A 25,906-nucleotide genomic window follows, 5' to 3' on the forward strand; every position below is an offset into this window, starting at 1 on the left:
CCCGCGACGCGGGCTCGATCAGTCGTCGGCCGGGGCCGCGGAGTCGCCGGCGGAGACGCCGGTGCCGGGCCCGATGTCGATGCCGAGCTCGTCGAGCTTCTCGTCGGGGACGACGCCGTCGACCCAGTCGCGGGTCTCGTAGTACTCGGCCTTCAGCTGGTCGAGTTCGACGAGTTCGCCCTCGCTGGCGCCCGTGCCGGGAATGGCGTCCGGATGCCCCTCGACGAACCGGTTCGGCAGCGTGTCGTCCGCGCCGTCGAAGCCGGCGAGGTTGTTGTAGTAGCGTTCGAGGTTGTACACGCGCTCGCCGGCCTCGAACAGCTCGTCCTCCGAGAGGTCGCGGCCGGTCACGCCGTTGTACTGGAGCACGTACTCCTCGATCCCCTCCGCGAACGCGCTGAACTTACAGATGTCGAACGAGTCCGACACCGCGTGGAGGTCCTGGAAGGTGGCGGTGAGCTCGCCTTTCCCCTCCCACTCGTACGGGTCGACCTTCTCCGGAATACCGAGGATCTCGGCGGCCGGCGTGTACCCGCGCAGGTGGCAGGCGCCGCGATTGGAGGTCGCGTACGCGATCCCCATGCCCTTCATGCAGCGCGGGTCGTAGGCGGCCATCGTCTGGCCCTTCACGGAGAGCTTGTTGCCGTGCGCGTCCTTCGCGTCGGCGACGCGCTCGGGGCCCTCCGCGAGGAGGTCGCCGAGGTCGCTGGAGCGGTGGCCGATCTCCTCGATGAGGTCGATCATCGTCTCGGAGTCGCCCCAGTCGAGGTGGCCGACGCCCTCCAGTTTGCCCTCCTCGCTCATCTCCATCGCCATCGCCATCATGTTGCCCGTCTCGATGGTGTCGATGCCGAGCTCGTTACACCGGTCGAGCATGACGGCGATCTCGTCGCGGTCGTCGTGGCCGGAGTTCGGGCCGAGCGCCCACGCGGACTCGTACTCGTACGACTCCATGCGGACGTTCAGGTCCTCGCCCTTGTGGGTCACGTCGACCTCGACTTCCTTCTTACACGCCACCGGACAGGAGTGACAGGTCGGCTCGTCGACGAGGATGTTCTCGCGGACGTTCTCGCCGGAGACGCGCTCGGCCTGTACGTCGACGCCGTCGGCCTCGCTGTACGCCTCCGTCGAGGTGTGTTTCGCGTTCTTCGTCGGGAGCCCGTCCATCTCCTCGGTCGCGTTCATCAGGACGTTCGTCCCGTACATCGAGAGCCCGCCCTCGTTGGGCGCGGTGACGTCGGACTCGCGGATGACCTCCATCGCCTGCTGGTACCCCTCCTGGAACGTCTCCGGGTCGGCGGGCTTGGGCATGTCGGTGCCCGACTTCACGACGACCGCCTTCACGTTCTTCGAGCCCATCACGGCGCCGGTGCCGCCGCGGCCCGAGGCGCGGTCGTCCTCGTTGATGACGCAGCCGTAGCGCACCTCGTTCTCGCCGCCCTGGCCGATCGCCATCACGGAGACGTCGCGGCCGACCTTCCCGTCGACCTCCTCGCCGAGCTGGTCGATCGTGTCGTGGACGCCCTGGCCCCAGAGGTGGGAGGCGTCGCGTACCTCGACGTCGCTGTCCTCGACGAACAGGTAGACCGGCTCGTCGCTCGCGCCGTCGAGTAAGATCCCGTCGAGTCCGGCCCACTTGAGCCGCGCGCCGGACCAGCCGCCGTGGTGCGAGTCGGTGACCGTCCCCGTCAGCGGGGACTTCGTCACGAGGGCGATCCGACCGCTCATCACGGTCTGTGTGCCCGTCAGCGGCCCCGTCATGAACGCCAGTCGGTTCTCCGGTCCGAGCGGGTCCACGTCGGGACCCTTATCGAAGACGTACTTGACGCCGAGCCCGCGCGCGCCGATGTACTTCTCCGCGTCGTCGTCGTCGATCCCGCGGTAGCTGACCTCGCCGCCGCCGAGATCGACCTGTGCCACACGGTCTCTGTAGCCGCCCATTTCAGTCATGTAATGCTCGTTCATTATAGTGGGCCCACAGCGTGTTAGTTGTTCACCTCTGAACGCAACTGGTACCGGTTACGCAACGAGCCGCGTCGACCGGCCGGGACTTATAAATAAAGCGCTCGACCGACGCGGAAATATTCGGAGACGACGGCGGGGTGCGAACGACTCACATCGTCCGGCGACGACGTGGTGTGAACGACCGGTTTCGGTCGGTATCGGGGGTCAGCCGCCGGATATCCCGTAGTCGCAGCACATAATTGGCGGCGAGTCGAAGCGCGACCGTGACCGATCGAGACGGACGGACGCGGTCGACCGGGCGGGATCCGGAGCCGACCGACCGCGGTCCTGAGCCGACAAGCCGCGACCGAAGGAGGGCGCTCGGGTTCGCGGTCGTCGTGTTCGTCGGATCGGTGGTTCCGGTCCCGGCGTCGTCCGGCGGGAGCGGCGGCGGCGCGCTCGGGGGCGTACTCGACGCCCTCCCGGCAGGAATCGGTCTCACCGATCCGTTTCACCTCGTCGGGTACGCGGTCCTCGCCGCCCTGCTCGTTCCGGCGGCCCGAGGGCGGCGATACCGCCCGCTCCTCGCGGCCGCCGGCGCGGCCGCGTTCGGGTTCGGGATCGAACTCGTCCAGGCGCCGATCCCGTGGCGCTCGTTCGCGTGGGGCGACGCCGCCGTCAACGCGGGCGGCGCGGTGATCGGAGCGTCGGTCGCGGTCGTTCGCGGCCGCGGGCCGGCGTCGGCGAGCGACCGCGAGGCCGAGCGTTGACCCCTCCGGCGTCGGCGAGCGACCGCGAGGCCGAGCGTTGACCCCTCCGGCGTCGGCGAGCCGGGAGTGCCGCTGAACCGGGCGCGTCGTCGGCGTCAGCGCCCGGGCGGAGCGGCGCGGCCGCGTCCGGAAGCGCCCCGACCCCGGCGGCGCACGGTCGCCGTCACGTCGGCGTTCAGCCGCGAGCGCTCGAAGTAGACGTGGTCGTACTCGCTCGACTCGTACTCGGCGTAGAGGTTAAGCGAGACTTCGTCGCCGTCGGCCGCGTCTTCGATCGTGTCCGCGAGGTCGCCGTCGTCGAGGCGGACGACCAGCGTCTCGTCGCCCTCGCCGAAGGCGACGTGCTCCGCGTCGAGGTGCTCGCCGTCGGTCGTCCACACGGCGACGGTGTCCTCGGCGACGGACTCGACGTCGTCGGGCGCGTCGAACTGCGCGACCACCTTGCCGTTCCCGTCGACGGTGACGGCGGCGTCGGGGAGGTCGCGGTCGACGCGCTGCATCCGTCCCTCGACGGTCGGGGCGATGGTATCTTTCTCCTCTAAGTAGTTCACGACCGTCGTCGCCTGGAGTTCGCCGGTGTCCTCGGCTACCTTGTCTTCGAGCGGGTAGCCGCTCCCGCCGTTCGCGATGAAGCTGTTGACGGCCACCTCGTAGGTTTCGTCGGGGTCGAGCGGCTCGCCGCCGACGTACACGTCGCGGACTAATTCGTCGGCGTCCTCGTGGGGGACCCACTCGAAGCGCACGCCGCTGGTCTGCTGGGAGACCTCCTCGCCGAAGTTCTGTCCCGTCTCGCTCTCCAGCGTGATGACCTGGCTCTCCAGCGTCTCGACGAGCTCCTCGCCCGTGAGCTCCAGCGAGACGACCGTGTTCGGGAACGGGAGGGTGTTGAAGATGTCACCGCCGGTGATCTCGCCGGGGCCGTACACGGAGTCGGAGCGGATGCCGCCGGCGTTCGTAATCGCGACGTCGGCGTCGACGCGCTCGCGCATCGCGTCGGTGACCACGTTTCCGTAGTTCGTCTCGCGGTGGTAGTTCGAGCCGAACGTGGCGTCGAGCGGCGTCTCCGTCTCCACCACCGGCGAGTCGAGGCTCACCTCCCCGCGGTACTCGTTGATGATCTGTGACGCGGTCGGGTCCTTCTCGACGTCGTCGGTGACCTCGATCAGCTGCCCGTCGAACGAGGTGACCTCGCCGCCGTCGATCGTCAGTTCGATCTCGCTGAGGTAGCGCGCCCGGGCCCGCGCCTCCGAGACGATCGACCCGTCGACCTCCTCGGGCGGGTAGAACTGCTCGTCGTCGCCGACGACGATCACGTCGATGTCGTCGTCCGCGTCGGCCTCGGCGAGGGCCTCGGCGTCGCCGATGCCGGTGTGCGCGAGCGCGACGACGGCGTCGACTTCCTCCTCCTCCTTGAGCCGCTTCGCCTCGGCGGGCCCCGTCTCGGTGTAGTCCTCGAGGGTGAGCCCCTCTTCGTTGAAGTCGATGTTCGTCTTCCCGAACGTCGCGCCTTCGTCGACGAGGCCGATGATCCCGACGCTGACGCCGCCGCGCTCGACGATGTTGGTGGATTCCGTGCCGTCGAACGCCTCGCCGGTGTCGCTGTCGACGAGGTTCGTCGCGAGCCACGGGAACTCGGAGTCGGCCGTCACGTCCGAGATGGGATCGAGGCCGTAGTCGAACTCGTGGTTGCCGATCACGTCGGCGTCCGGGTCGACCTCGTTGAGCACGTCAACCGGCGCGCGCCACTGCGAGATGGGGCTGAGCGCGTGCGGCCCCACCTCGTCGCCGCCGCCGACCACGACGACCGGGCCGTCGGCCGCCGCGCGGCGCTGTTCGATGAGCGTCACTAACCGCGGGAAGTTCTTGTCCTCCGCGGCCGCCGTCTGTACGTCGTTGTACGACAGCAGCGTCAGCGTCGTCGAGCCGTCGCCGTCCGCGGCCGTCGCCGACCCGGAAACGAGCGACCCGCCGAGTACGATTCCACCCGCTCGCAGCACGTCACGCCGTCCGTAGTCACGGTCCCGTGACATCAATTTCTTCCACTTAGCGGCGTTTATAAAATCTTCCTATAGATTAGTATATATTTATACTGACGGGACTTTTTACAACAGTACTCGAACGCCCGATCCGGAACCGCGGTCCGATAGCGACGGGGCGGCACCGGTCCGCGATGACGACACGGCTTTACGCGCTCGCCCGCTCCTCCCGACAATGAGCAAGCCGAGCCCCGACGCGTACGAGCAGGGGCGCGGGATGGACGCGCACAACGCCGTGATGCGCGACATCCGCGCCGAGCGCTCGGAGACGTACGACCCGACGGAGCCCACCCGCGTGTGGATCGACGAGGACAACACGCCCGACGGCGTGGTGAACTCCCTGACGATCATCTTGAACACCGGCGGCTGCCGCTGGGCCCGAGCCGGCGGCTGCACGATGTGCGGCTACGTCGCCGAGTCGGTCGAGGGCGGCAGCGTCGCGCACGAGGACCTCATGACCCAGATCGACGCGTGCCTCGACCACGAGGCGGAGGAGGCGGACGAGCCGGCCGAGCTGATCAAGATCTACACCTCCGGCTCCTTCCTCGACGAGCGCGAGGTGCCGGCGGAGACTCGCCGAGCCATCGCCGAGACGTTCGCGGACCGCGACCGGATCGTCGTCGAGTCGCTGCCGGACTTCGTCGACCGCGAGAAGATCGCCGACTTCGCGGACCACGGCATCGCGACCGACGTGGCGGTCGGCTTGGAGACCGCGACGGACCGGGTGCGCCACGACTGCGTGAACAAGTACTTCGACTTCGCCGACTTCGAGGACGCCTGCGCCGAGGCGGCCGCGGCGGACGGCGAGTTCGCGGCCGACGTGGGTATCAAGGCGTACCTCCTCATGAAGCCGCCCTTCCTCGCGGAGCCCGAGGCGGCCGCCGACATGATCGACTCGATCCGCCGGTGCGCCGACGTCGACGGCTGTCACACCGTCTCGATGAACCCGACGAACGTCCAGCGGTACACGATGGTCGACGAGCTGTTCTTCGAGGGCGGCTACCGGCCGCCGTGGCTCTGGTCGGTCGCGCACGTCCTCGAGGAGACCGCCGACGTCGACGCCATCGTCGTCTCGGACCCCGTCGGCCACGGCTCCGACCGCGGGGCGCACAACTGCGGCGAGTGCGACGACCGCGTCCAGACGGCGATCAAGGACTTCGACAGGCGGCAGGACCCGAGCGTCTTCGAGCAGGTGTCCTGCGAGTGCGAGGCCACCTGGGAGTACGTGATGGCGGAAGAGACGAGCTACAACATGCCCTTGGCGCGATAGTCCGCGGCAGGGACGGGCACCAGCGCGGACCGGAAGTACGAGACGGGCGCCTGAACACCGCCGAACGATGGTGACAGATACCGATCAGTATTTTTCCGAATTTAAAAATGAACGATCTATTATCTCGGGAAGTACGTGACAGACACGTTTGTCAAACCCGATCATACTGAACGATCAGGTCGAACAAGACCCTTATAGCTCCGGCACCTACCGGTTCCCATGAACGCAGACGCCAGCGGTTCCCCGCCCTCCCGCGGGAAGTCGGTCCTCTTCTGTCCGGAGTGTCGCTTCGAGAGCCCCCTGTCGGACGGATGGCTCGTCGTCAGCGACGGCGACGAGCGCACCGTCGTCTGTCCGAAGTGCGGTCACGTCGCCGACCACCGGCCCGAGCGATCGGCGCCGACGCCGCGGCACGCCGATTAGTCGCGGTCGTACACGCCGATCGCGATCCGCGGTCACCCCTTTTCAGGCGCCCGTTCGGCGAGGACGGGTATCTCAGATAGTTTCTCCGCGTCGAGCGCGTCCCAGTCGACCCCGTCCGGTCGCGCGTACGACGTGTCGGTCCGCACCGTCCGCACCGGCGTCACGACGAGGTCGAGCGGAACGTCGTGCGCGTCGGGATCCGGGAGGTCAACGTCGGCGTCGAGGGCGGACTCGGGGCCGTCGAGCACCGAGAGCTCGTGGACGGTGGTCGCGACCGCCGTGTCCGCGTCGACCGCGTCGAGCTCGCGGAGGACCGCCCACTCCAAGTCGCTGTACCCTTCGCCCTTGCCGATCCGGGCGCCGTCGGTCGTCACGCCGACGGAGCCGGCGACTATCAGGTCGACGTGCGCGACGTCCGCGGGCGCGGTCGGCGTCCCGTACTCGGAGATGCCGGAGACGGTCGTGGCGTCGTCGATCTCGTCGGGCGGAATTTCGCTGGGGTCGAGCCGGAGGAACGGGTCCGGGTCGCGGAGGCGCGGCTGCGCGACGTAGACGGTCTTGCCGGCGCGGAGCGCGGCCCGGCGGACCGGGAGCTGCGGCGCGTCGGGGTTGGCCTTCAGCGTCGCGGCCGAGTCCCACGCCTCGGTCTCCGCGAGCCGCTCCGCCGCGGCGTCGGCGCCGGCGAAGTTCGGGATCCGGTCGTGAGGCGGGAACGGGAACCGGGCCTGATCGCCCTCGTCGAAGGCGTCCCACACCGCCTCGCGGACGGCCTGCTTGTCCATGAGTCGACCTGTCCGCTTGCGGGCATCAACGTTCCGCCGTCGGCTGAGCCGCTCGGACATTACATGTAGCTGAAGCAAACACTATGTGTGCCTGATGTTTTCCGCACCCATGGACACCGTTTCGGTGACCGAGGGGATCGCGTACGGCTTCCGAATCATGATCTACTACGTCGCGGTGGTGATCGTCGGCCAAGTCGTCGCCGCCGTCGGCGGCGGGATGGTCGCCGCGGCGACCGAGACCGGCTTCAGGCAGGAGCCGAATTTCGGGCTGGCGCTGTTCGGTCTGCTCGTGGGGCTTTTAGGCGCGGTGGTCGTCTTTGCCGGCGTCTTCGGCGCGATTTATAAGGTGATCGCAGACGGCGTCGCCAAGGGCCGGTCGATGACGCCGTCGAGCGAGTGAGGAGACCGCAGGGGTCGTCGGCCGCCGCCGTCGGCTCCGCGACGCGCCTTTTAAACCGCTCTACCGACCACGTACGCGTATGTTCGAAGACCGGCCGGACCGCGACGCCGAGGTCGTCCTCGTGGGGCGCTCGAACGTCGGCAAGTCCACGCTGATGCGCGAGCTGACGGGCCACGACTTCTCGACCGGCGGCAAGCCGGGCGTCACCCGGCAGCCGAACCACTTCGACTGGGCCAGCGAGAGCTTCATGTTCACCGACCTCCCCGGGTTCGGGTTCATGTCCGGCATCGAGGACGAGCACCGCGAGCAGATCAAGACGAACATCGTGCGGTACCTAGAGGACAACGCCGAGTCCATTCTGGCCGGCGTCGTCGTGATGGACGGGAAGGCCGCGGTCGACATCATCGACCGCCACGCCGAGCGCGGGAACATCCCCCACGACGTGGAGATGTTCGGCTTCCTGGAGGACGTGGGCGTCGAGCCCATCGTCGCCGTCAACAAGACCGACAAGATCGACGACGTCGACGAGCGGCTCGACGAGATCTGTGATCGGTTGGGGCTGTACCCGCCGTGGCAGCAGTGGTCCGACCGCGTGGCGCCGATCTGCGCGAAGCGCGGCGACATCGAAGCGCTGGAGGAGTGTCTGCGGACGCGCTTCCACGACCACAACCGCGACGACCTGCTGAAGTTCGTTTCTTAAATAGTCGAGTCTGGTCGCGGGGTCGGTTGCTCCGTGAATTCGGTTGTTTGTTTATAACTGAGAGTGTGCGGATCAACAGCGAACACCTCCAAAGCCCCAGCCGCTCACTTATAAACTGATGAGTGTCGATCGACGGTGAACACCTCCAAAGCCCCAGCCGCGAGGACTCGCGCGGCTCGCTGCGCGCTTCGGTCGCTCACTCCGTTCGCTCCCTCCAGTGCTTACGTCGCCGGGCTTCGTCCTCGCGGCTGCCCCTTTGAGTCCCACCCCGCACCGCGGCCTCACGCCTCCCCAGCCTCGTCAGTCGCCGTCGCTTCGCTCCGGCGACTGACTCCCTCGCGCGACGCTCCTCGCGCCCGTAGGGCGCTCGGAGGCGCGCGCCGCCGATTATTTTTAAATGGTTGACCCGGTCACCGATTGAACTCACATCAATTTAGAACTCGAAGCCGACCGCGTCGCGGCTCGGGCGGAGCGGGCTCTTCGGGTACGGCGGCTCGGCGTCCGGGTCGTTGTAGGCCCGGGGCGCCACGTCGTTCGGCCCGTCGGGGTAACAGAGCGCGGCGAGCGTCTGGATCGCGGTGCGGCCGCTCGCGAGTTCGAACTGCCCGCCGCCGTACAGCTCGATCCCCTCGCGCTCGCAGTAGGCGATCGTCTCGAACAGCGATTCGAGCGTGCCGAACCGCGAGGGCTTGACGTTACACCACCCCGGCTCGACCGGGAGCGACGTCAGGCTCTCGACGCCGTCGATGGGGTAGTCGAAGGAGAGGCGGTCGGCCTGCGGCTCGACGAGCGCGCTCGTCGCGGGCGTGAACGCGGGGTCCTCGACGACCGCGGCCGGGAACGCCGCGAACACGTCGCGGTACAGCTCGGGGTCGGGCTCGACGTCCACGTCGGTCCCCTCGTACCACCCCTTCAGGTCGAGGACGCGCACGGCGTCGGTCTTCCGGAGGGTCTCGAACGCTTCCTCGGGCCAGTCGGGAGTCGGGTCAAGCTTGAACTCCAACTCGGGATTACGCGCGAGCAGCGCCTCGACGCGGTCGGTCGAGGGCGGGTCGCCGAGCCGCGTCGAGACGACGAAGCGGACGGGCTCGGGGTCGACGCCGAGCCGCTCGCCCAGCGACTCCTCCCGCTGTCTGAGCGCCAAGTCGAGCGCCGCGCTCTCGACCGCCCAGCGGCGGTAGTTGCGCGCGGCCTCGTTCTCCGGCGGGTTCCCGTGAAAGAGGTCGATCTCGTCGAGCCGGTCCGACAGTTCGTCGATCGTCCACTCCCCCTCGACGTCGATCGGGTCGGTGCCGGCGAGCGCGTCGTGGTCGGCGGTCTCGTAGGTGACGTCCTCCCCGCGCCCGACGAGGCCGTCGCCGGAGAGCCGGTACTCCGTGGTCGTCCGCTCGAAGCCGCTCGTCGTGTTCGCGGTGTGTCGCCGGCGACCGACCGACTCGATCGTCACCGAGAGGTCCGCGATCCGCTCGTAGTGGCTCATGGCCGATCCGACGTCGCCCGGTCACTTAAATCGGTGAGCGCGATCGCGGCGCCGTCCGATCACGCCCCGGAGTCGCTCGCGCGGTCTCGGAGCGTCGCGATCCGCGTGCCGAGCGCCCAGAACAGCGGGACCACGGTGAGCGCGACGGCGCCGGCGGCCGCGACCTGGAGGACGGTCGTGGTGAACCACGGGGCGCCGTCGGCGTACGGCAGCGAGGTGTGGGTCACGTCGCCGACGATCGGGACGAAGTAGTCCATCAGGAGGTCGACGGTGTACCACGCGGTCGCGACCGCGACCGCCTTCAGCGGGAAGTCGGTGATCCGGTGGAGGACGAACGCCTGCACGACCATCGCGAGGTGGCTGAAGAGGAGGAACGCGTACAGCGCCGGGCCGTTGACCGCGAGGAACTCCGGCCAGAAGACGACGAGGACGTACGGCGTCCACAGTCCGAGCTTGATATTTCCGAAGAAGGCCAGCGCCGCAAGGGTGTCGCTCAACCGGCCGAGCGCCCACGCGCCGAGCGCGAGCGCGATGAGCAGCGTCGCGCCGGGGCTGTCGGGGATGAAGATCCACATCTCGGTCGGGAGCGCCTGAAACTGGAACCGGTAGTACCAGAAGCCGAACGCGGTGCCGACGAGGTTGATCGCGACGATGACCCACGCGAAGCGGAAGGCGACGTCCTCCAGCCGTTTCGGGAGCGGCGCGACCCACCGCGGGAGCGACTCGCGGTCCGGCGGGTCGCGGCCGAGCGCGCCGACGATGTCCATACCGCCGGCTCGGACCGGGCGGGCAAAGCCGTGGCGGTCGCGGCGGGCGCGACCGGCGGGCGCGCGGAGGAGCCGAGCGACTGACCCCCACCCGACCCCTACCCGACCCGCGGCCGCGACGAAAAGGGCTATGGGCGCCCGGGGGAAAGGCGGGGGTATGCGCCCGCGAACGCTGCTCGCGCTGCTCCTCGTCGTCCCCCTCGTGGACGCGCTGTTCCTGATCGTGGTCGCGACGCGGCTCGGGTGGCCCGCGACGGTCGCGCTCGTCGTGTTGACGGCCGTCCTCGGGATGCTCCTGTTGCGCGCCGAGGGGCGCGCGACCCTCGCCCGTATCCAGCGCAAGGCGGCGCAGGGGAAGCCCCCGACCGACGAGCTGCTCGACGGCGGGCTGCTCATCGCCGCGGGCGCGTTCCTGCTCACGCCGGGGCTCGTCACCGACGCCGTCGGCTTCCTGCTCGCGCTCCCGCTCTCGCGGGTCCCCATCCGCGTGGCCCTGAAGAAGTACGTCGTCGTCCCGTACATCGAGCGCGAGACGGACGGGTTCCTCTCCGGGAACGTCTACATCGGCGGCTTCCCGAACGACGGTGAGGGCGGCTTCTCGATGGGCGGCGGCGGGTTCCCCGGCGGCGGTCCCGGCGGCCCCGGTGGCGGCCCGGACGGATTCGACGGTAGCAACGGTGCCGGCCCCGACGGGGGCGCCGGCGGGAACGCGGACGGCTCGGGCGGGAGCGCGTCGACGGACGACGACGTCGTCGACGTTGATTACACGGTCGAAGACGGGGAACAGCAGCGAACCGACTGACGGCGCGGGCGACGTGAGTTCCCCGTGAAACCGCAACACGGCGGCGGACTGCCGAAAGGAAACCCTTAAAATCCTACCCGCGCAACGACTGAATGCGCTCACCTGGGCCAATAGCTCAGTCAGGTTGAGCGCTCGGCTGATAACCGGGAGGTCCACGGTTCAAATCCGTGTTGGCCCACCTACTGCCCGCTCGGTCTCCGACCGGGCGAGATTGGTGGGCTGGGACTCCCCAGCCACCCAATTTCGTCGTTCTACCCCGATAGTGGCACCACTACCGCGTCTTGTCTGAGCAGAGAATTGCGTCGGTAGTCGCCGCTGTCTCCCGATCCGCGTTAGTCGACCGAGCTCCTCGGTCGTTGAGCCGTGACCAGTCATTTGTACACCGCCCGCGAGGGAGGGGTATGGAGCAGCTGGAGTGTTACGACTGCGGCGAGACGTACGCGTTCGGCGACGCGGCCCGCTGCCGCTGCGGCGAACCGCTCTGGTTCGAGACCGACACCGCCGGGTTCGACTGGCCCGACGCGAGCGGTACGACGGGGAGCGGGGTCTCGCTCGGGCGAGACACCCTCTGGCGCTACGAGTCAGTGCTTCCCGCTGCGACGCCGACCGGATTGGCTGCCGCCGCGGGCGGGACGCCGCTGTTCCGCGCGCCGTCGATCGAACCGGCGGACGGGCCTCGGATCCATCTCAAGGTCGAGGGCGTCAACCCGACGGGGAGCTTCAAAGATCGGGGAACCGCGGTCGGTACCGGTCGGACGGAGGGCCCGGTCGGCACCGTCTCGCACGGCAACATGGCGCTGAGCGTCGCCGCCCACGCGGCCGCGGCGGACCGGGAAGCGATCATCCTCGTGGCCGAAGACACGCCCGACTCGCGGCTCGCGATGATCGCGCAACACGACCCGCACCTGTTCCGGGTCCGCGGCGAGTACGGGCGGCTCTACGACGACACCCTCGACGGCGACCTCGGCGTCGCGTTCCTCAACTCGGACGCCCCGCTCCGGGTGGCCGGACAGAAGACGGTCGCGTACGAGATCTGCGAGGCGTTCGCCCCCGACGCCCCCGACGCGATCGTCCTGCCGGTCAGCAGCGGCGGACAGGCGAGCGGGGTCTGGAAGGCGCTCCGGGAACTGGACGCCGCGGGACTGCTCTCGGCGGTGCCGCGGATCTACCTCGCGCAGGCCGCGCGCTGTGACCCGATCGCGCGGGCGTACCGCCGCGGCGCGTCGCGCGTCGAGCCCGTCGAGGGCGAGCCGACGGCGGCCGTCTCGATCAACAACGCCGATCCGCCGAGCGGGAACCGGGCGCTGGCCGCCGTCTCGGAGACGGGCGGCGGCGTCGTCTCCGTCGCCGAGGAGGCGATGCTCGACGAGACGGAGCGCCTCGCGGCGGACGCCGGGGTCTCCGTCGAACCGTCCTGCGCCGTGGCCACGGCCGCGGTCCGGGAGCTCGCCGCGTCGGGGGAGTTCGGTTCCGACGACGACGTCGCCGTGATACTGACCGGGTCGGGGTACAAGTACGGGGGCGCAGCCGTCGACGCCGCGTCGGTACGGGAGGTCGACCGGGCGGACGTCCCCGACGCGGTCCGCGACGCGGTGCCGTGAGCCGTCGACGAGCGGGCGGCCGATCGGGAGAGCGGCGGTCGGTTGTCGGTCCGCTCGGTTCTCGCCGGCGCGCCGGCCCCTCAGTCGGTCGCTACCGGCTCGTCTTGGTGTCGGAGAGATGCCGTCCGTTCGCCCAGTTCGCGCCATTGACCCATAACGTCGGGGTGTCGCACCCGATCACAGGGTCGAGCAGCAGCGCCCGGACGGGCGTGGCGCCGAGGTCGTGGTCGACGTCGACGAGCGTGACCCCCGGTCACCGATGCTCGTCGATCCACTCGCACCACGCGTGGAAATCGTCGGCGCCGCACTGGTCTGCGATCGACTGGAGCGTCCCGGTCGGTATCTCGTCTTCCGACGCCATCGGTACCGTCACGACTCGAACCTCGTCCGTGTCCGGTGACTCGTATCGCATCTTCAGATGGCTTCCGACCCGACCGACGCGCTCGTAGCCGAAGTCGTGAAGCACAGACGCGATCTCGCGCCCGGAGAAGCTCGTCCGGACCATTCACTCCATGAAGTCGGGAAGCTCCTCGTCACCGGGTTCCGAGTCTTCGAGACCCCACTCTTCGAGGTCTTCCTCGGTGACGGGCTCGCCGCCGCCCTCATGGAGTTCGATCGCCTCCGCGAGCATGCGGAGGGCTTCGGCCTTCGTGTCGCCGAAGGAGGCGAGACCGGTCTCGATGTCCTTGGCGGTTATCGAGCCGTCGTCCTCGTGGATGAACTCGACGCCCTCTCCGTCGTGGGCGTCGCGCGTCGCACTCGCCATACCCGTCTTTCGGGGACAGCTCGAATAAGCGTTCTGTCGGATGGGACTCAGCAAGTACGAGTCCAGATAGAAAGCCCGGGTCGTGGTTCACGAGGGATTTCAGAAACGCTCCCTGGACAGACGAGCGGAGCGGCGAACGACGATATCTGGGCCGAGCCGGACGCAAGCGAGTCGCTCACTACGGACGTCGCGCTGGACGCAGAGGAGTAGCTGAGGGGCTGAGAGTAGTGTGAACGCACACTACATTTATCAAAACGGCCACGTACGCACATGTATGAGCAGCGAGCGCGTCGACTCCGAGAGCACGGTCTCGGGAAATCAGGCGAACATTCCGGCCCACATCCGTCGAGAGATGGATATCGACGACGGGGACACGCTTCGCTGGCGGATCGAGGACGACGGGACGCTTCGCGTGCGGGTCGTTCAGCAGCGCAGCGGGACGTTCGGCGAGTTCGACGGGTACGACGGCGACCGGGAGACCGACGTCGAGACCGAGCACGACGCGTGGGGCGTCGACCCCGAGTAGATGCCCCGGGCGCTCGTCGACACGACCGTGCTCTTCGCGGCGGCGTACCGTCGGGACGGCGCGCACGAGGACGCGCTCCCGATCCTCAGAGGGATCGACGCCGGGGAGCTCCCGGAGGCGGTGATCTTGGACTACGTACTCGCGGAGACGCTCAACGGCCTGACGACGCACGCGGGCCACGACGCCGCTGTCGACTTCCTCGACCGGGTGGAGGAGAACGCGCGGCTCCACGTCGAGTCGCTGACGACGGACGCGTTCGCGACGGCGAAGGGGCTCTTCCGGCGGCACGAGGGGTTCTCGCTCGTCGACGCCTGTCTCGTCGCGTACATGCGCGTCGAGGGGCTCGACTACTGCTACGCGTTCGACGACGACTTCGACGCCGCCGAGGACGTCTCCCGGCTCGATGTCGCGACCGATCCGTACCAGCCGGAGTGAGCGAGGCAGTGGATATCACTCGCTCGCGTTCGTCAGCGCCGACGCGACCGGCCGCTATCGCTCCTCCAGTCGGTCGGCGGCGTCGTATCGCCGGACCAGCGCGCCGACGTACCAGAACTTCAGTGCCATCGCGAGCGCGCCGGCGAGGCCGGCCCGGAGGGGTCGCCGGCGGTACGCGGCGACGAACGCGTACACCGAGACGGGGACGTTGACCAGGTTGAGCCAGTTCGGGTACGTGCGATCGAAGACGCCCGCCTTCCGTTCGCGCGTCCACCAGCGCTCGGCCAGCACCACGCGGCTCATCCAGGCGTCGTCGTCTTTCGGCGGGGAGAACAGGATCGGGTTCAACAGGGTGAACAGGAGCGCGGCGCCCGCGAGTCGCGGCTTCCGGTGATAGACGGCGAAGAGGAGCGCCGGCAGCAGGACCGTGCGACTCCAGCCGCTCTTCGGATTTGAGTGGCGACGCCAGAACCGCTCCTCGAAGTCGTCGGGCAGGGTGGGGGTCATGCGTGAACGTTTCTCCGAACGAGCAAATAGCTTCGTCCGAGTCAGGTGGTGCTATGCGTACTTCTCGGCGACCGCGTAAACGCCGCGCTCGGCGGTGGAGTGTCGGGTTCGGCGTCTACATGTCGAGCAGTGAAGATCCAGAAAAGTGTCTGAACAACAGGGTAACCCAAAGTATTGATTTACCAGTGAATACACAGATAATTTGGTGGTGACAATTGGCTAGCTCTAATGTCTTAGTTGAACAGGTTATTCTTAGCGGTCTATTTGGGGGTCTTTTCGGTGGTTTAATATTTGCTCTTGTCAGGGACTTCATTTGGCGTAAAGTAACGAGTCCGACTCTTAGATTTGTAAAATCTGCCACCACTGATTTTGAAACAGACAGCGAAGGCGATATTGACGCAAGGGTATTTCGTATTCCGGTGGAGAACACAGGTGGAAGCGCTGCGACTAATTGTAAACCAGAGTTAAATATGGAAGGCAGTCTTGGTGATAAAAGTTATGCGGTAAATCAACGGCTCACCTGGGCTGAAGGTGATAACCCTCAACGAATTACGATCAATACTGATGAGCGTGCAGAAGTAGGACTGCTCAGAATTATTGCTGAAGAAAGTGAGGGTCCTATTCAAACAGCTCCATCGTTCTATGTTGAAATTCCTGGGCGTGATGGTTGGGGTAGTGATGATAGTGTAACTGTGTGGGAGTATGAAGACGGCAAAGCTGTCAGCGCTTCAGTGCCAAACAAGATTGAACTGGGTGAGTTTACCCAAATAGAATGGGAAACAGTTCAGATCACCGTAACAGCTGAAAACGCTAGCAAGATCACGGAAACAATAGATTTCAACTTAGACACGGAACGAGGGATGGTAGGATTTAGTGTTGAATTGTAGATTTAGAAAGTCGGCCAGAATATATAAATCCGATAGACAATAGTAAATACATATGTCAACCGAGACGACAGAGGAAGAAGAACTACAGGAAATATTAGAGGACGCCATATCGGTACTAGATGCGGATGAAGATATTACGGCCGAGTATCTGATAGCAGAGGAGGTCCCGGACACAAAATCTATACTAGCAGATCAAAATCTCACCACCTACCAGTACCATGAGATTCCACTACGTTCCGAGGTACTGGAAGAGGTCAGAGAGAATGCTGCGAAAGATGCTGAAGGCTTCTACGGCTCAGTGAATTCTGGCGACCGCGAACTTGTTAAATATGACGTGACAAACACAAATCAGGATATAGTACCATCGCAGTATATTGACAAAGAAGATCTAACGTATCCCCAGCGATTTGAACGTCTACTTGATGTTGATTCGTTTGGGGGTACAACATACGATGAGACAGAAGATATCGGGTTTCAGGTACTCCGAGTTACTAGTGAACGAACCGGCGAGCAAGTACTCGCGTTCCAGCGATTCACAGGGCATCAACTTTCTTCAGATAGCGAAAAACTACGCCTTGCGATGGAAGATGAGCAATATAGTCAGTTTGATAAAACAGTCGTGACGGTGCGAAATAGATTTGACTGTATCTGGTATCAGGATCGAATTTTTGTATTCCGAGCAAAGCCGTTTGAGGATATTTTTGACTTCTTGGAACAGTACAAACACCATGCCAACGATGTAATAAATGGATTGGAGGATGCCGATCTAACCATTCACAATGAAGACGAATTTGTGGATTCAATTCAGGGAGATCGACGTGCTCTTCGAAAGATGCACTCAGTAGAACAGCAGGGCATATATGACAGCATTGATCGTAATGATGTTGAAGATGTCATCAATGAATTTGATCTGGGAATTGAGGCAACGACAGAAGATGGCGAGTGGGGAATAACAGTTCCGGATTTGAGGAAAAAGTGGGACGTAATTCGATTATTAAACGATGATCACGTAGTGAGCTACCTAATTGATGCGCAATACCAAGTCTATGAAAAGGATAGGCGGTGACATTATTGACACATAAATAAATTGATTATAACCGGTCGTAAACCGGATCTGAAGAACAGTGGAGCCACTAAACAGCGAGAATCAAGTCAGATATAGTGGCGTACAGTACGACCCGTCCAAGACGCGGCATCGACACGATCTGACGAGTACCCGGCAGCACTCGCGACGCTCGTCCGCGCCGACCGCACGAGCCACGACATCGCCCGGACCACACTCTTTCCGAATCCGAACCACCGAATTCTTTTACCAGTCAACAGCCATCGAAAGACGCCCTCAAACCATGCTCGACGAGATATTCGAGGTCGTCTTCGACGTTATCCTGGAACTGGTCCCCACCGTCATCCTGAAAATCCTCCTCCTGCTCGCCGGCCTCGCGGCGGTGGCGGTCGGCGTCCCGCTGCTCGCCGACTCGCCGCTCGTCGGCGGCGCGCTGACCGCCCTCGGCGCGGCGGCGGTGATCGGCGTCCTCGCCAGCTGGGCGCTGTAACCCGACGCCTCCCCCGACGTCGCAGGGGCGAGCGACCGCGACTCGTTTCGGAATAATTGAACGAACTGAGGCCGGGAATTTATACCGCAGTTCGCCGTGCGGCGGGGTATGGACATGTTCGAGGACGGCGGGACCTGTTCGAACGGTCACTACTTCGCGTCCGCGGGACGCACCGGGGGCGGCACCTACTACTGCCCCCGGTGTAACGCGAAGAACGTCTCGCCGGGCGCCGAGGGAATCCGGAACGGCGGCCGCTGCCTGAAGGGCCACTACTTCGCCGCGCCGACCGAGTTAGGGAACGGAACGTACGCGTGCCCGGCCTGCGAGTCGGTCGACCTCGACCCGGTCGCGGACGCGTTCGACGACGGCGGCGTCTGCGAGAACGGCCACGAGTTCCGCGTGCCGGACCGGACGGACGCGGGCGCGTTCCGCTGCCGCGAGTGCGGCACTCTCGATATCGAACCGAACTGACCGCTCGCCGGGGCGGGCTGCGACGCTAGGGGGCCACTACTCTTATGCGAGCCGAGAGAGTCGGTACCAACGATCATGAAGAAGCTGATCAACGACCCGGACGACGTCGTGGACGAGATGCTCGACGGGATGACCGCGGCGCATCCCGAGCGCCTGCGGCGCCTGCCGGACACGCAGGTGCTCGTGCGCGACGACGGTCCGGTCGACGACAAGGTGGCGCTGGTGACCGGGGGCGGCAGCGGCCACGAGCCGACCCACGCGGGGTACATCGGCGACGGGATGCTCGACGGCGCGGCCGCGGGCGACGTGTTCTCCTCGCCGACCGCCGACGAGTTCGAGGAACTGATCGGCGCCTGCGACGCGGGCGACGGCGTCCTCGCGATCATCAAGAACTACGAGGGCGACGTGATGAACTTCGAGACCGCCATCGAGCTCGCGGAGATGGAGGGCGTCGAGGTCGAGAGAGTCGTGGTGAACGACGACGTGGCCGTCGAGGACTCGCTGTACACCTCCGGGCGCCGCGGCGTCTGCGGGACGATCCTCGTCCACAAGGCCGCCGGCGCGAAGGCCGCGCAGGGCGCCGACCTCGGCGAGGTGAAGCGCGTCGCCGAGAAGGTGGTCGACAACGTCGGCACGATGGGCACCGCGCTCACCTCCTGTGTCACCCCCGAGAAGGGCGAGCCCACCTTCGATCTGGGCGACGACGAGATCGAACTCGGCATCGGGATCCACGGCGAGCCGGGGACCGAGCGCACCGAGGCGATGCCCGCCGACGCGGTGACCGAACACCTGACCGAGGCGGTCCTCGACGACCTCGACCTCGACGAGGGGCAGGAGGTGCTCACGGTCGTCAACGGGATGGGCGCCACGCCGCAGATGGAGCTGTTCGTCCTCAACCGCCGGCTCCAGGAGCTGCTCGGCGAGCGCGGCCTGGAGACGTACGACGCGTGGGTCGGCGACTACATGACCTCGCTGGACATGGCCGGCGCGTCGATCACGGTGTGCGCGGTCGACGACGAGCTGAAGGAGCTGTTCGACGCGCCGGCCGACACCCCGGCGCTGACCGTCAAATGAGCGACGACGGCGCTGCGACCGGAGACGACCGGACGACCGACGACGGCGCGGCGGTCGTCGCGGCCGCCGAGGCGGTCGCCGAGCGCATCGAGGCGGAACGGGACCACCTCACCCAACTGGACTCCGCCATCGGCGACGCCGACCACGGCGGGAACATGGCGCGCGGCTGGGCCGCGGCGGCTGACGCCGCGCGCGACCTCGACGACCCGGACGCCGAGACCGTCGCGAAGACGGTCGGCAAGACGCTGATGGCCGAGGTCGGCGGCGCCTCCGGGCCGCTGTTCGGCGGATCGCTCGTGTTCGCGGCGGGCGAGCTCGACGAGGGGGTCACCCCGGAGACCGCGGTCGCGTTCGCGGAGACCTACCTCGAAAAGGTCGAGGACCGCGGCGACGCGCGTGTCGGCGACCAGACGATGGTCGACGCGTTGACGCCCGCGGTCCACACGTTCAAGAAGTCGATCGAGGTCGACGACCTCCCGCCGATCGAGGCGCTCGCGAAGGCGGTCGACGCCGCGGAGCGCGGCGTCGCGTTCACCGTCCCGATCCGCGCGCGGAAGGGCCGCGCCTCCTACCTCGGCTGGCGCTCGGTGGGCCACCAGGACCCCGGCGCGACGAGCGCGCTGTTCATCCTCGAAGAACTGCTTGACGTCGCCGCCGACCGGCTCGGCGTCGACGTCCCCGAGACGGACGCCTCGTCGCCGACGATCCCGGACGAGGACCCCGACGAGGCGGCGGGCGACTCCCCCGAAGCGGCCTCGGAGGACGACTGATGGTCGGGATCGTCGTCGTCTCGCACAGCGAGCGCGCCGCCGAGGGGATCGCGGAGGTCGCCGCCGAGATGGCGGGCGACACCCGCATCGAGCCGGTCGGCGGCGACGGGAAGGGCGGGATCGGCACCGTCCCCGACGCGATCGAGGACGCCATCGACGCCGCGGCCGGAGGGTCGGGCGACGGTGCTGACGGGAGCGACAGCGACGCGGACGGCGTCGTCGTCCTCGTCGACCTCGGCAGCGCGGTGATGAACGCGGACGTCGCCGTCGAACTGAGCGGGGCGGAGGCGGTCATCGCGGACGCGCCCGTCCTCGAGGGCGCGGTCAACGCCGCGGTCGCGGCCACCGACCCGTCGGCGACGGTCGAGTCCGTCCGCGAGCAGGCGGAGGCGGCCCGCGACATCGAGAAGCTGTAGGCCGAGGTCCTCTTTTGTAAGATCGGTCTACGCCGCGCGGTCGTCGAGTCCGAGCACGTCAAGCACCTCGGCGCGCGTCTCGCAGGCCAGCGCGTCGCTCGCGAGCGACCGGGCGGCGTCGGCGTCGACCTCGCGCACGCGGGCCTTCACGTCCGGCACCGTTACCGCGCTCATGCTGAGCTCGTCGAAGCCCAGCCCGACGAGCAGCTCCGTCAGCGCCGGGTCGCCCGCCATCTCGCCGCACATCCCGACCCACGCGTCGGTCCCCTCGACGGCCGCGGTCGTTCGGTCGAGCGCGCGCAACACCGCCGGGTGGAGCGGGTCGTGGTAGTCGGCGACCGCGTCGTTGCCGCGGTCGGCCGCCATCACGTACTGCGCGAGGTCGTTCGTCCCGACGCTCAGGAAGTCGAGCCGCTCGGCGAGCGCGTCCGCGAGGAACGCCGCGGCGGGCGTCTCGACCATCGCGCCCAGCTCGGGGACCGCGTGGTCGACGCCCTCGCTCGCGAGGTCAGCGGCGACCGCCTCGACTCGGGCGACCGCGCGCTCGACCTCCTCGACGCGCGTGACGAGGGGGAACATCACTGCCAGCCCGTCGCCCTCGTCGGTCGCGGCGGCGCGGAGCAGCGCCCGGAGCTGCGTCTCGAAGAGGTCGGCGTGCTCGTCGAGCGACAGCCGAATTCCGCGCCGCCCGAGGAACGGGTTCTCCTCGTCGGGGAGATCGAGGTACGGGACCGGCTTGTCGCCGCCGACGTCGAGCGTCCGCACGACGACGCGGTCGTCCGGGCCGTCGAACGCCGACAGCGCGGCCCTGACGGCCTCGTACTGCTCGTCCTCCGTCGGCGGCGTCTCGCGGTCGACGAAGAGGAACTCGGTCCGGAACAGCCCGATTCCGTCGGCGCCGCGCTCGACGGCCGGCCCCAGCTCGGCCTCGCCGCCGACGTTGGCGGCGACCTCGACCGGCCGGCCGTCGCTCGTCTCGACGCGCTCTCGGATCGCGTCCGGACCGGCTTCCCGCACCGCCTCTCGCCGTTCCTCGTCGGGGTCGACGACGACCTCGCCGGCCTCGCCGTCGACGAGGACCGTCTCGCCGTCCGCGACCGATTCGAGGGCCTCGCCGACGCCGACGACCGCGGGGATCGCGAGCGACCGCGCGATGATCGCGGCGTGGGAGGTGCGACCCCCCTCGACCGTCGCGATCCCGGCGACTGCGTCGGGGTCGAGCGCGGCGGTGTCGCTCGGCGTGAGCCGCTCCGCGAGCAGGATCGTCCCCTCGGGGAGCGTGGCGAGGTCGGTTGCGACCCGTCCGCCGTCGTCGTCGGCGTCGAGAAGCGCGCGGAGCAGCCGGTCGCGGACGTCGCGCAGGTCGTCGGCGCGCTCGGCCATCCGGCCCTCCATCTCCTCGAACTGCGCGACCGCCTCGTCGAACCGGTCCGCGACGGCGTGTTCCGCGGGCGTCCCCTCGCGGATCGCGGCCTCGACGTCCTCGATTATCGTCGGGTCGTCGAGGAACCCCTCGTGGGCCTCGAACACCGCGGCCTCCTCCTCGCCGACGCGCTCGGCCGTCCGGTCGCGGGCCTCGCGCAGGGCCGACCTGACGGCCTCCCGGGCGGACTCGTACCGGTCGAGTTCCGCGTCGACGTCGACGGATTCCGACTCTGGACGGTCCGGGAGCGTCAGGTCGGCGTCCGGGCGGTACCAGCGCGCCGTCCCCACCCCCGAACGCGGCGTGCTGCCGACGCCGTCGAGCGTCCTCACGGCGCATCCTCCGCGTCGTCGTCCGAGGACTCTTCGACAGGACTCGTGAGGAGGTCGCAGACCGCGTCGAGCGCGGCCTCGTCGTCGGGCCCCTCGGCGACCACGCGGACCGACTCGCCGTGTTCGACGTTCAGCCCGCTGACGGAGAGCATGCTGTCGGCGCGGACGAGCCCCTCGTCGCCGGCGTCTGCGCGTCCGATCGACACGTCGGCGTCGAATCGGTTCGCCGTCTGTACCAGCTTCGAGGCGGGGCGCGCGTGGAGTCCGGCCTCGGGTTCGACCGTCACGGTCCGTTCCATGAGTCAGAGTTGGACCCCGTCGGGTAATAGCTGATCGGAGTTCTCGAAGAGCGCCGGAGAGCTACGGGACCGGTGTCGCAGTCGACCCGACTACGGCGCCGCCTGCTTCGTCGAGACCAGTTCGATCACGTCGCGGTGGGAGAGCTCGTTGTCGGCGCCGACCTGCCGGCCGCTCCGGCAGTCGGTGCCGTGGAGCAACCCCTCGCCGATGTCGGAGTGGATGTGGTACGCGAAGTCCTCCGTCGTGGAGCCCTCGGGGAGGATGAAGCAGTCGCGGAAGACGCCCTTCTCGTCTTTGCTCCCGTTCGCGGAGCCCGGGAAGACCGCGATACAGCCCAACACGTCGAAGACGGCTGCTTCGAGCGCGCCCTGAACGCCGGTCCCGTCGTACTCGTCGACGAACTCGCCGATCTGATCGAGGCCCGCTTCCTGCTCGCCGGAGACGTCGCCGACGACGTCGAACGCGTCGTCGCCGGGCGCGTAGTCGACGACGCCGGCGTCGTCCGCGTTTTTGAGGGCCTTCTCCGCGTGGGCGCTCGCGGGGACGAACGAGAGGTGGTCGTAGTCGGAGTCGGTCGTTATCTCCTCCCAGTTCGCCTGCGCCTCGGGCGTGTCCATCTTGTTGGCGGCGATCACCATCGGCTTCGTGCGCTTGCGGATCTCGCGGGCCAGCTCGATCCGGTCCGTCTCGTCCCACGTCTCCGGGTCGAGTTCGAGCCCCTCGGCGAGGATGACGCGCTTCATCCGGTCCTTGTCGATGCCGAACGCGGACATCTGCTCTGCGAGCTCCTCCTCGATGGCCGCGTCCGCGCCGTGGTAACGCGTTTCGAACTTCTCTAAGCCCTTCTCTAACACGTCGAGGTACCACGCGTCCAGCTCCTCCTCTAAGAAGTCGATGTCCTCGCGCGGGTCGTGGCCCTCGGTCGCCTCGCCCTCGATGTCCGTCTTCCCCGAGAAGTCGACGACGTGGATCAGCACGTCTGTCTCGTTGAGGTCGGTGAGGAACTGATTGCCGAGCCCGCGCCCCTCGTGGGCGCCCGGGACCAGCCCGGCGACGTCGACGAGCTTCACGGGGACGAACCGCGTCCCCTCGCGGCAGACGCCGACGCTCGGCGTACACGTCTCGTCGAACTCGGGGGCGGCGCAGTCGACGCGGACGTACGCCTCGCCGACGGTCGGGTCGATGGTGGTGAACGGGTACGCGCCCTCGGGCACGTCGTTCATGGTCGCGGCGTTGAAGAACGTCGACTTCCCCACCGAGGGCTTGCCGACGAGACCGATCCGGTAGCTCATTACCACCGGTGGGCGACCCGGCGTAAAAAGCGATGCGAGACGCGCCGTGGCGTGGGATGCGGTGACGAGGGGCCGTGGCGCAAGGAGGGGTGACGAACGGCCGGGAGTCGGGATCCCGTCAGGCGTCGCCGTCGGACTGTCCGGGCTCTCCGAGCGCCTCGATGGGGAGGACGTTCTGGAGCGCGGCGTACGCGTCGGCGGCGCTCGCGAACGTCTCTTGGTCGACGTCGGCGAGCAGGTCGCCGAGGTCGGCGTCGCCGTCGGCGAAGAGCACCGTCGTACCCGAGAACGCGTCGACGAGCGCCTCGCGGTCGGCGGGGTACGCGTGGGCTTCGAGCGTCGGTTCGAGCCGGGAGAGGTTGATCTCGTCGGTCATACCGCCCTATCGGCGGGATAGGGCATAAACGCGCGCCTCGTTCTGACGACGGGCGGAGCGGGACCCTCGGCGGCGAGAAACCGGCAAGAACCGCAAAGAGTTATCCGCCGTCGGTGACATGGTACACGTGAACATGCCCCTATATGACCGGATCCTGGTTCCGACCGACGGCTCCCCGGAGGGTGAGCTGGCGGTGTGCCACGCGCTCGACCTCGCCGCGGTCCACGGGGCGTCGGTCCGCGCCATCTACGTGGTCGACACCGCGCGGTACGCCGGGATGCCGATGGAGACGACCTGGGAGGGCGTCGGCGACCTGCTGTACGACGACGCGGAGTCGGCGCTCGAAACGGTGGCGGAACTGGCCGCGGACCGCGACGTCGACGTCGAGACGGCCGTCGTCGAGGGGTCGCCCAGCCGCGAGATCATCACGCACGCCGAGGAGACGGGCTGCGACCTCGTCGTGATGGGCACGCACGGTCGGGGCGGGATCGACCGGCTGCTCCTCGGCAGCGTCGCGGAGAAGGTCGTGCGGGGCTCGTCGGTCCCGGTGTTGACGGTCCGGATCGGCGACGGGGAGGAGCCGCCGAGCGCCGCCGAGTCGGCGGCCGCGACCGAGTCCGCGGGGAGCGAGGGGTCGGCAACCGCCGGCGGGACCGACGCCGAGGGGTCGGTCTCGGACGCGACGGAGACCGGATAGGAGACCGAACTTCCCCCGCCCGGCCCCTCACTCCGCGTCGCGGAGGTGTTCGCAGTCGCCCGCGTGGACGCGTCGCCGTCCCCCGTCGGTGTCGACCACGAGCGCGCCCGGCTCCGCCACGTCGACCGCGGTACCCTCCACGACCCCGTCCCCGGTCTCGACCCGGACGCGCCGCCCGAGCGTGCTGGCCCGCTCGCGCCACGCCGGGAGGACGCGGTCGAGCGCATCCGACGAGGCCGTCAGCTCCGCGTAGCGTTCGAGCAGCGTCGTCGCGAAGCGCCGCCGGTCGACCGGGGCGCCGCATTCGATCGACAGCGACGTCGCGCCCGCGGGCAGCGTCTCGGGGTCGATGTTGGCGTTGACGCCGACCCCGACGACGAGCCAACCGACGCGGTCGGCCTCCCCCTCCATCTCCGTGAGGATCCCCGCCAGCTTCCGACCGCCGCGGCCGCTGGGGTCCGACTCGGCCGACGCGGCGGCGCTCCCCTCGTCAGCCCCGTCCCCGACGAGCACGTCGTTCGGCCACTTGATCCGCGCGTCCGCGCCGGCCTCGCGGGCCGCGTCGGTCGTCGCCACCGCGGCCGCGAGGGTGAAGAGCGGCGCCCGCGCAGTCGGCACGTCGGGACGAGTCAGTACCGACAGCCAGACGCCGCCGCTCGGCGCCACCCACTCGCGGTCGAGGCGGCCCCGGCTCCCGGTCTGTTCGTCGGCGACCACCGCGACGTCGGCGGCGCCCTCCCCGGCGAGTTCGCGGGCCCGCTCGTTCGTCGATCCGATCCGGTCGTGGTACTCCACCGAGTAGGGGGCGTCGAGCCCGAACGCGATTCCCGGCCCGGAGTAGCCCGGATCGTCGGGGGCGACGTACCCCTCCGGCGTCGACTCGACCGCGAACCCTTCCTCGCGGAGCCCCTCGACGGCCTTCCAGACGGCCGCCCGCGAGACGCCGAGCGAGTCGGCGAGGGCGGGACCGGAGACCGAGCCGTCGTCGGCCGCGAGGGCGTCCAGCAGCGCGCGCCGCGTGTCCATACCGCCCGTTCCGACGCCCGCGCCGAAAGCCGTTCCGGGTCTCGAACGCTCGGCCGGGCCCGGACGCTTTGTGTCCGGCG

The 25,906-nt window shown here is 67.8% G+C and carries 30 protein-coding genes and 1 tRNA gene; 18 read left to right on the top strand and 13 right to left on the bottom strand.

The genetic code is table 11. From position 1 onward, the window contains the following. Window positions 1-18: 18 nt before the first annotated feature. Window positions 19-1,950, bottom strand: a complete 1,932-nt coding sequence (locus tag DVK07_RS03960; protein WP_121595841.1) for an aldehyde ferredoxin oxidoreductase family protein — start codon at window positions 1,948-1,950, stop codon at window positions 19-21. Window positions 1,951-2,228: 278 nt separating this feature from the next. Here DVK07_RS03960 and DVK07_RS03965 point away from each other — a divergent pair, with 278 nt between their 5' ends. Then, a complete protein-coding gene (locus DVK07_RS03965; RefSeq protein ID WP_121595842.1) occupies window positions 2,229-2,714 on the top strand; it encodes a hypothetical protein in 486 nt (161 codons plus the stop codon). A gap of 95 nt (window positions 2,715-2,809) precedes the next feature. On the opposite strand, the gene DVK07_RS03970 is transcribed toward DVK07_RS03965, so the two are convergent. Beyond that, window positions 2,810-4,711 (bottom strand): bifunctional UDP-sugar hydrolase/5'-nucleotidase, encoded by a 1,902-nt coding sequence (locus DVK07_RS03970; protein WP_121595924.1) that lies wholly within the window; start codon window positions 4,709-4,711, stop codon window positions 2,810-2,812. Between the two features lie 214 nt (window positions 4,712-4,925). On the opposite strand from DVK07_RS03970, the gene DVK07_RS03975 reads away from it, so the two are divergent. Both DVK07_RS03975 and DVK07_RS03980 read left to right on the top strand, forming a co-directional pair. Further along, complete coding sequence (locus tag DVK07_RS03975; protein WP_121595843.1) at window positions 4,926-6,020, top strand: archaeosine biosynthesis radical SAM protein RaSEA; 1,095 nt, start codon at window positions 4,926-4,928, stop codon at window positions 6,018-6,020. Between the two features lie 219 nt (window positions 6,021-6,239). Next, window positions 6,240-6,443 (top strand): hypothetical protein, encoded by a 204-nt coding sequence (locus tag DVK07_RS03980; protein ID WP_121595844.1) that lies wholly within the window; start codon window positions 6,240-6,242, stop codon window positions 6,441-6,443. 32 nt (window positions 6,444-6,475) lie between these two features. Here DVK07_RS03980 and DVK07_RS03985 read toward each other — a convergent pair whose 3' ends face one another. Next, the gene (locus tag DVK07_RS03985) at window positions 6,476-7,225 is read right to left on the bottom strand and encodes a 5-formyltetrahydrofolate cyclo-ligase (protein ID WP_121595845.1); all 750 of its coding nucleotides are present in this window, start codon (window positions 7,223-7,225) and stop codon (window positions 6,476-6,478) included. Between the two features lie 109 nt (window positions 7,226-7,334). Between DVK07_RS03985 and DVK07_RS03990 the strand changes: the two genes are divergently transcribed. Beyond that, window positions 7,335-7,625, top strand: coding sequence for a hypothetical protein (locus DVK07_RS03990; protein WP_121595846.1), 291 nt, complete (start codon window positions 7,335-7,337; stop codon window positions 7,623-7,625). Window positions 7,626-7,704: 79 nt separating this feature from the next. Then, entirely contained in the window at window positions 7,705-8,325 is a 621-nt protein-coding gene (gene engB / locus DVK07_RS03995; RefSeq protein ID WP_121595847.1) for a GTP-binding protein EngB, read from the top strand. A 433-nt stretch (window positions 8,326-8,758) separates the two neighbouring features. Here the strand turns inward: engB and DVK07_RS04000 are convergent, their stop codons facing one another. Together DVK07_RS04000 and DVK07_RS04005 are read right to left on the bottom strand one after the other, a co-directional pair. Next, complete coding sequence (locus tag DVK07_RS04000) at window positions 8,759-9,805, bottom strand: hypothetical protein (RefSeq protein ID WP_121595848.1); 1,047 nt, start codon at window positions 9,803-9,805, stop codon at window positions 8,759-8,761. A gap of 59 nt (window positions 9,806-9,864) precedes the next feature. Further along, complete coding sequence (locus tag DVK07_RS04005) at window positions 9,865-10,572, bottom strand: DUF1405 domain-containing protein (protein ID WP_121595849.1); 708 nt, start codon at window positions 10,570-10,572, stop codon at window positions 9,865-9,867. Window positions 10,573-10,729: 157 nt separating this feature from the next. Here DVK07_RS04005 and DVK07_RS04010 point away from each other — a divergent pair, with 157 nt between their 5' ends. The 3 genes from DVK07_RS04010 (at window position 10,730) to DVK07_RS04020 (ending at window position 12,975) form a co-directional block, all read left to right on the top strand. Continuing rightward, complete coding sequence (locus DVK07_RS04010; RefSeq protein WP_121595850.1) at window positions 10,730-11,374, top strand: FxsA family protein; 645 nt, start codon at window positions 10,730-10,732, stop codon at window positions 11,372-11,374. Window positions 11,375-11,478: 104 nt separating this feature from the next. Further along, window positions 11,479-11,552, top strand: a tRNA-Ile gene (locus DVK07_RS04015). A 223-nt stretch (window positions 11,553-11,775) separates the two neighbouring features. Then, entirely contained in the window at window positions 11,776-12,975 is a 1,200-nt protein-coding gene (locus tag DVK07_RS04020) for a pyridoxal-phosphate dependent enzyme (RefSeq protein ID WP_121595851.1), read from the top strand. Window positions 12,976-13,228: 253 nt separating this feature from the next. Here the strand turns inward: DVK07_RS04020 and DVK07_RS04025 are convergent, their stop codons facing one another. Further along, window positions 13,229-13,480, bottom strand: coding sequence for a type II toxin-antitoxin system HicA family toxin (locus tag DVK07_RS04025; protein WP_017343420.1), 252 nt, complete (start codon window positions 13,478-13,480; stop codon window positions 13,229-13,231). Beyond that, the gene (locus tag DVK07_RS04030; RefSeq protein WP_017343421.1) at window positions 13,481-13,741 is read right to left on the bottom strand and encodes a hypothetical protein; all 261 of its coding nucleotides are present in this window, start codon (window positions 13,739-13,741) and stop codon (window positions 13,481-13,483) included. Between the two features lie 274 nt (window positions 13,742-14,015). Between DVK07_RS04030 and DVK07_RS04035 the strand changes: the two genes are divergently transcribed. Next, window positions 14,016-14,267: an AbrB/MazE/SpoVT family DNA-binding domain-containing protein gene (locus DVK07_RS04035; RefSeq protein WP_004595580.1), complete on the top strand. Its 252-nt coding sequence runs from the start codon at window positions 14,016-14,018 to the stop codon at window positions 14,265-14,267. Next, a complete protein-coding gene (locus tag DVK07_RS04040; RefSeq protein ID WP_121595852.1) occupies window positions 14,268-14,702 on the top strand; it encodes a type II toxin-antitoxin system VapC family toxin in 435 nt (144 codons plus the stop codon). Window positions 14,703-14,756: 54 nt separating this feature from the next. On the opposite strand, the gene DVK07_RS04045 is transcribed toward DVK07_RS04040, so the two are convergent. Continuing rightward, a complete protein-coding gene (locus tag DVK07_RS04045; RefSeq protein ID WP_121595853.1) occupies window positions 14,757-15,209 on the bottom strand; it encodes a DUF6653 family protein in 453 nt (150 codons plus the stop codon). A 215-nt stretch (window positions 15,210-15,424) separates the two neighbouring features. Here DVK07_RS04045 and DVK07_RS22020 point away from each other — a divergent pair, with 215 nt between their 5' ends. The 7 genes from DVK07_RS22020 (at window position 15,425) to DVK07_RS04075 (ending at window position 20,380) form a co-directional block, all read left to right on the top strand. Further along, a complete protein-coding gene (locus DVK07_RS22020; protein ID WP_147441074.1) occupies window positions 15,425-16,096 on the top strand; it encodes a hypothetical protein in 672 nt (223 codons plus the stop codon). 52 nt (window positions 16,097-16,148) lie between these two features. Next, complete coding sequence (locus DVK07_RS04050; protein ID WP_121595854.1) at window positions 16,149-17,162, top strand: Kiwa anti-phage protein KwaB-like domain-containing protein; 1,014 nt, start codon at window positions 16,149-16,151, stop codon at window positions 17,160-17,162. A gap of 280 nt (window positions 17,163-17,442) precedes the next feature. Continuing rightward, window positions 17,443-17,649 carry a hypothetical protein gene (locus DVK07_RS04055; protein WP_121595855.1) on the top strand — a complete coding sequence of 69 codons (207 nt, stop codon included), beginning with the start codon at window positions 17,443-17,445 and terminating at the stop codon, window positions 17,647-17,649. Between the two features lie 108 nt (window positions 17,650-17,757). Then, window positions 17,758-18,120: a hypothetical protein gene (locus DVK07_RS04060; RefSeq protein ID WP_121595856.1), complete on the top strand. Its 363-nt coding sequence runs from the start codon at window positions 17,758-17,760 to the stop codon at window positions 18,118-18,120. Window positions 18,121-18,195: 75 nt separating this feature from the next. Continuing rightward, the gene (dhaK, locus tag DVK07_RS04065; protein WP_121595857.1) at window positions 18,196-19,194 is read left to right on the top strand and encodes a dihydroxyacetone kinase subunit DhaK; all 999 of its coding nucleotides are present in this window, start codon (window positions 18,196-18,198) and stop codon (window positions 19,192-19,194) included. After that, the gene (dhaL, locus tag DVK07_RS04070) at window positions 19,191-19,964 is read left to right on the top strand and encodes a dihydroxyacetone kinase subunit DhaL (RefSeq protein ID WP_121595858.1); all 774 of its coding nucleotides are present in this window, start codon (window positions 19,191-19,193) and stop codon (window positions 19,962-19,964) included. Before dhaK ends, dhaL begins: the two co-directional genes overlap by 4 nt. Beyond that, the gene (locus DVK07_RS04075; protein ID WP_121595859.1) at window positions 19,964-20,380 is read left to right on the top strand and encodes a PTS-dependent dihydroxyacetone kinase phosphotransferase subunit DhaM; all 417 of its coding nucleotides are present in this window, start codon (window positions 19,964-19,966) and stop codon (window positions 20,378-20,380) included. Before dhaL ends, DVK07_RS04075 begins: the two co-directional genes overlap by 1 nt. A gap of 27 nt (window positions 20,381-20,407) precedes the next feature. Here DVK07_RS04075 and ptsP read toward each other — a convergent pair whose 3' ends face one another. The 4 genes from ptsP to DVK07_RS04095 all read right to left on the bottom strand — a co-directional run bounded on the left by ptsP (window position 20,408) and on the right by DVK07_RS04095 (window position 24,103). Then, entirely contained in the window at window positions 20,408-22,135 is a 1,728-nt protein-coding gene (gene ptsP, locus DVK07_RS04080; RefSeq protein WP_121595860.1) for a phosphoenolpyruvate--protein phosphotransferase, read from the bottom strand. Beyond that, on the bottom strand, window positions 22,132-22,434 hold the full coding sequence (locus tag DVK07_RS04085; protein WP_121595861.1) for an HPr family phosphocarrier protein: 303 nt from the start codon (window positions 22,432-22,434) through the stop codon (window positions 22,132-22,134). Before DVK07_RS04085 ends, ptsP begins: the two co-directional genes overlap by 4 nt. A gap of 90 nt (window positions 22,435-22,524) precedes the next feature. Further along, on the bottom strand, window positions 22,525-23,727 hold the full coding sequence (locus DVK07_RS04090; RefSeq protein WP_121595862.1) for a redox-regulated ATPase YchF: 1,203 nt from the start codon (window positions 23,725-23,727) through the stop codon (window positions 22,525-22,527). A 118-nt stretch (window positions 23,728-23,845) separates the two neighbouring features. Beyond that, the gene (locus tag DVK07_RS04095; protein WP_121595863.1) at window positions 23,846-24,103 is read right to left on the bottom strand and encodes a hypothetical protein; all 258 of its coding nucleotides are present in this window, start codon (window positions 24,101-24,103) and stop codon (window positions 23,846-23,848) included. Between the two features lie 133 nt (window positions 24,104-24,236). Between DVK07_RS04095 and DVK07_RS04100 the strand changes: the two genes are divergently transcribed. Continuing rightward, window positions 24,237-24,800: a universal stress protein gene (locus DVK07_RS04100; protein WP_121595925.1), complete on the top strand. Its 564-nt coding sequence runs from the start codon at window positions 24,237-24,239 to the stop codon at window positions 24,798-24,800. Between the two features lie 27 nt (window positions 24,801-24,827). Here the strand turns inward: DVK07_RS04100 and DVK07_RS04105 are convergent, their stop codons facing one another. Beyond that, window positions 24,828-25,826 carry a biotin--[acetyl-CoA-carboxylase] ligase gene (locus tag DVK07_RS04105; RefSeq protein WP_121595864.1) on the bottom strand — a complete coding sequence of 333 codons (999 nt, stop codon included), beginning with the start codon at window positions 25,824-25,826 and terminating at the stop codon, window positions 24,828-24,830. Between the last annotated feature and the right edge of the window lie 80 nt (window positions 25,827-25,906).

This window comes from Halorubrum sp. Atlit-26R (assembly GCF_003666015.1).
Classification (GTDB): domain Archaea; phylum Halobacteriota; class Halobacteria; order Halobacteriales; family Haloferacaceae; genus Halorubrum.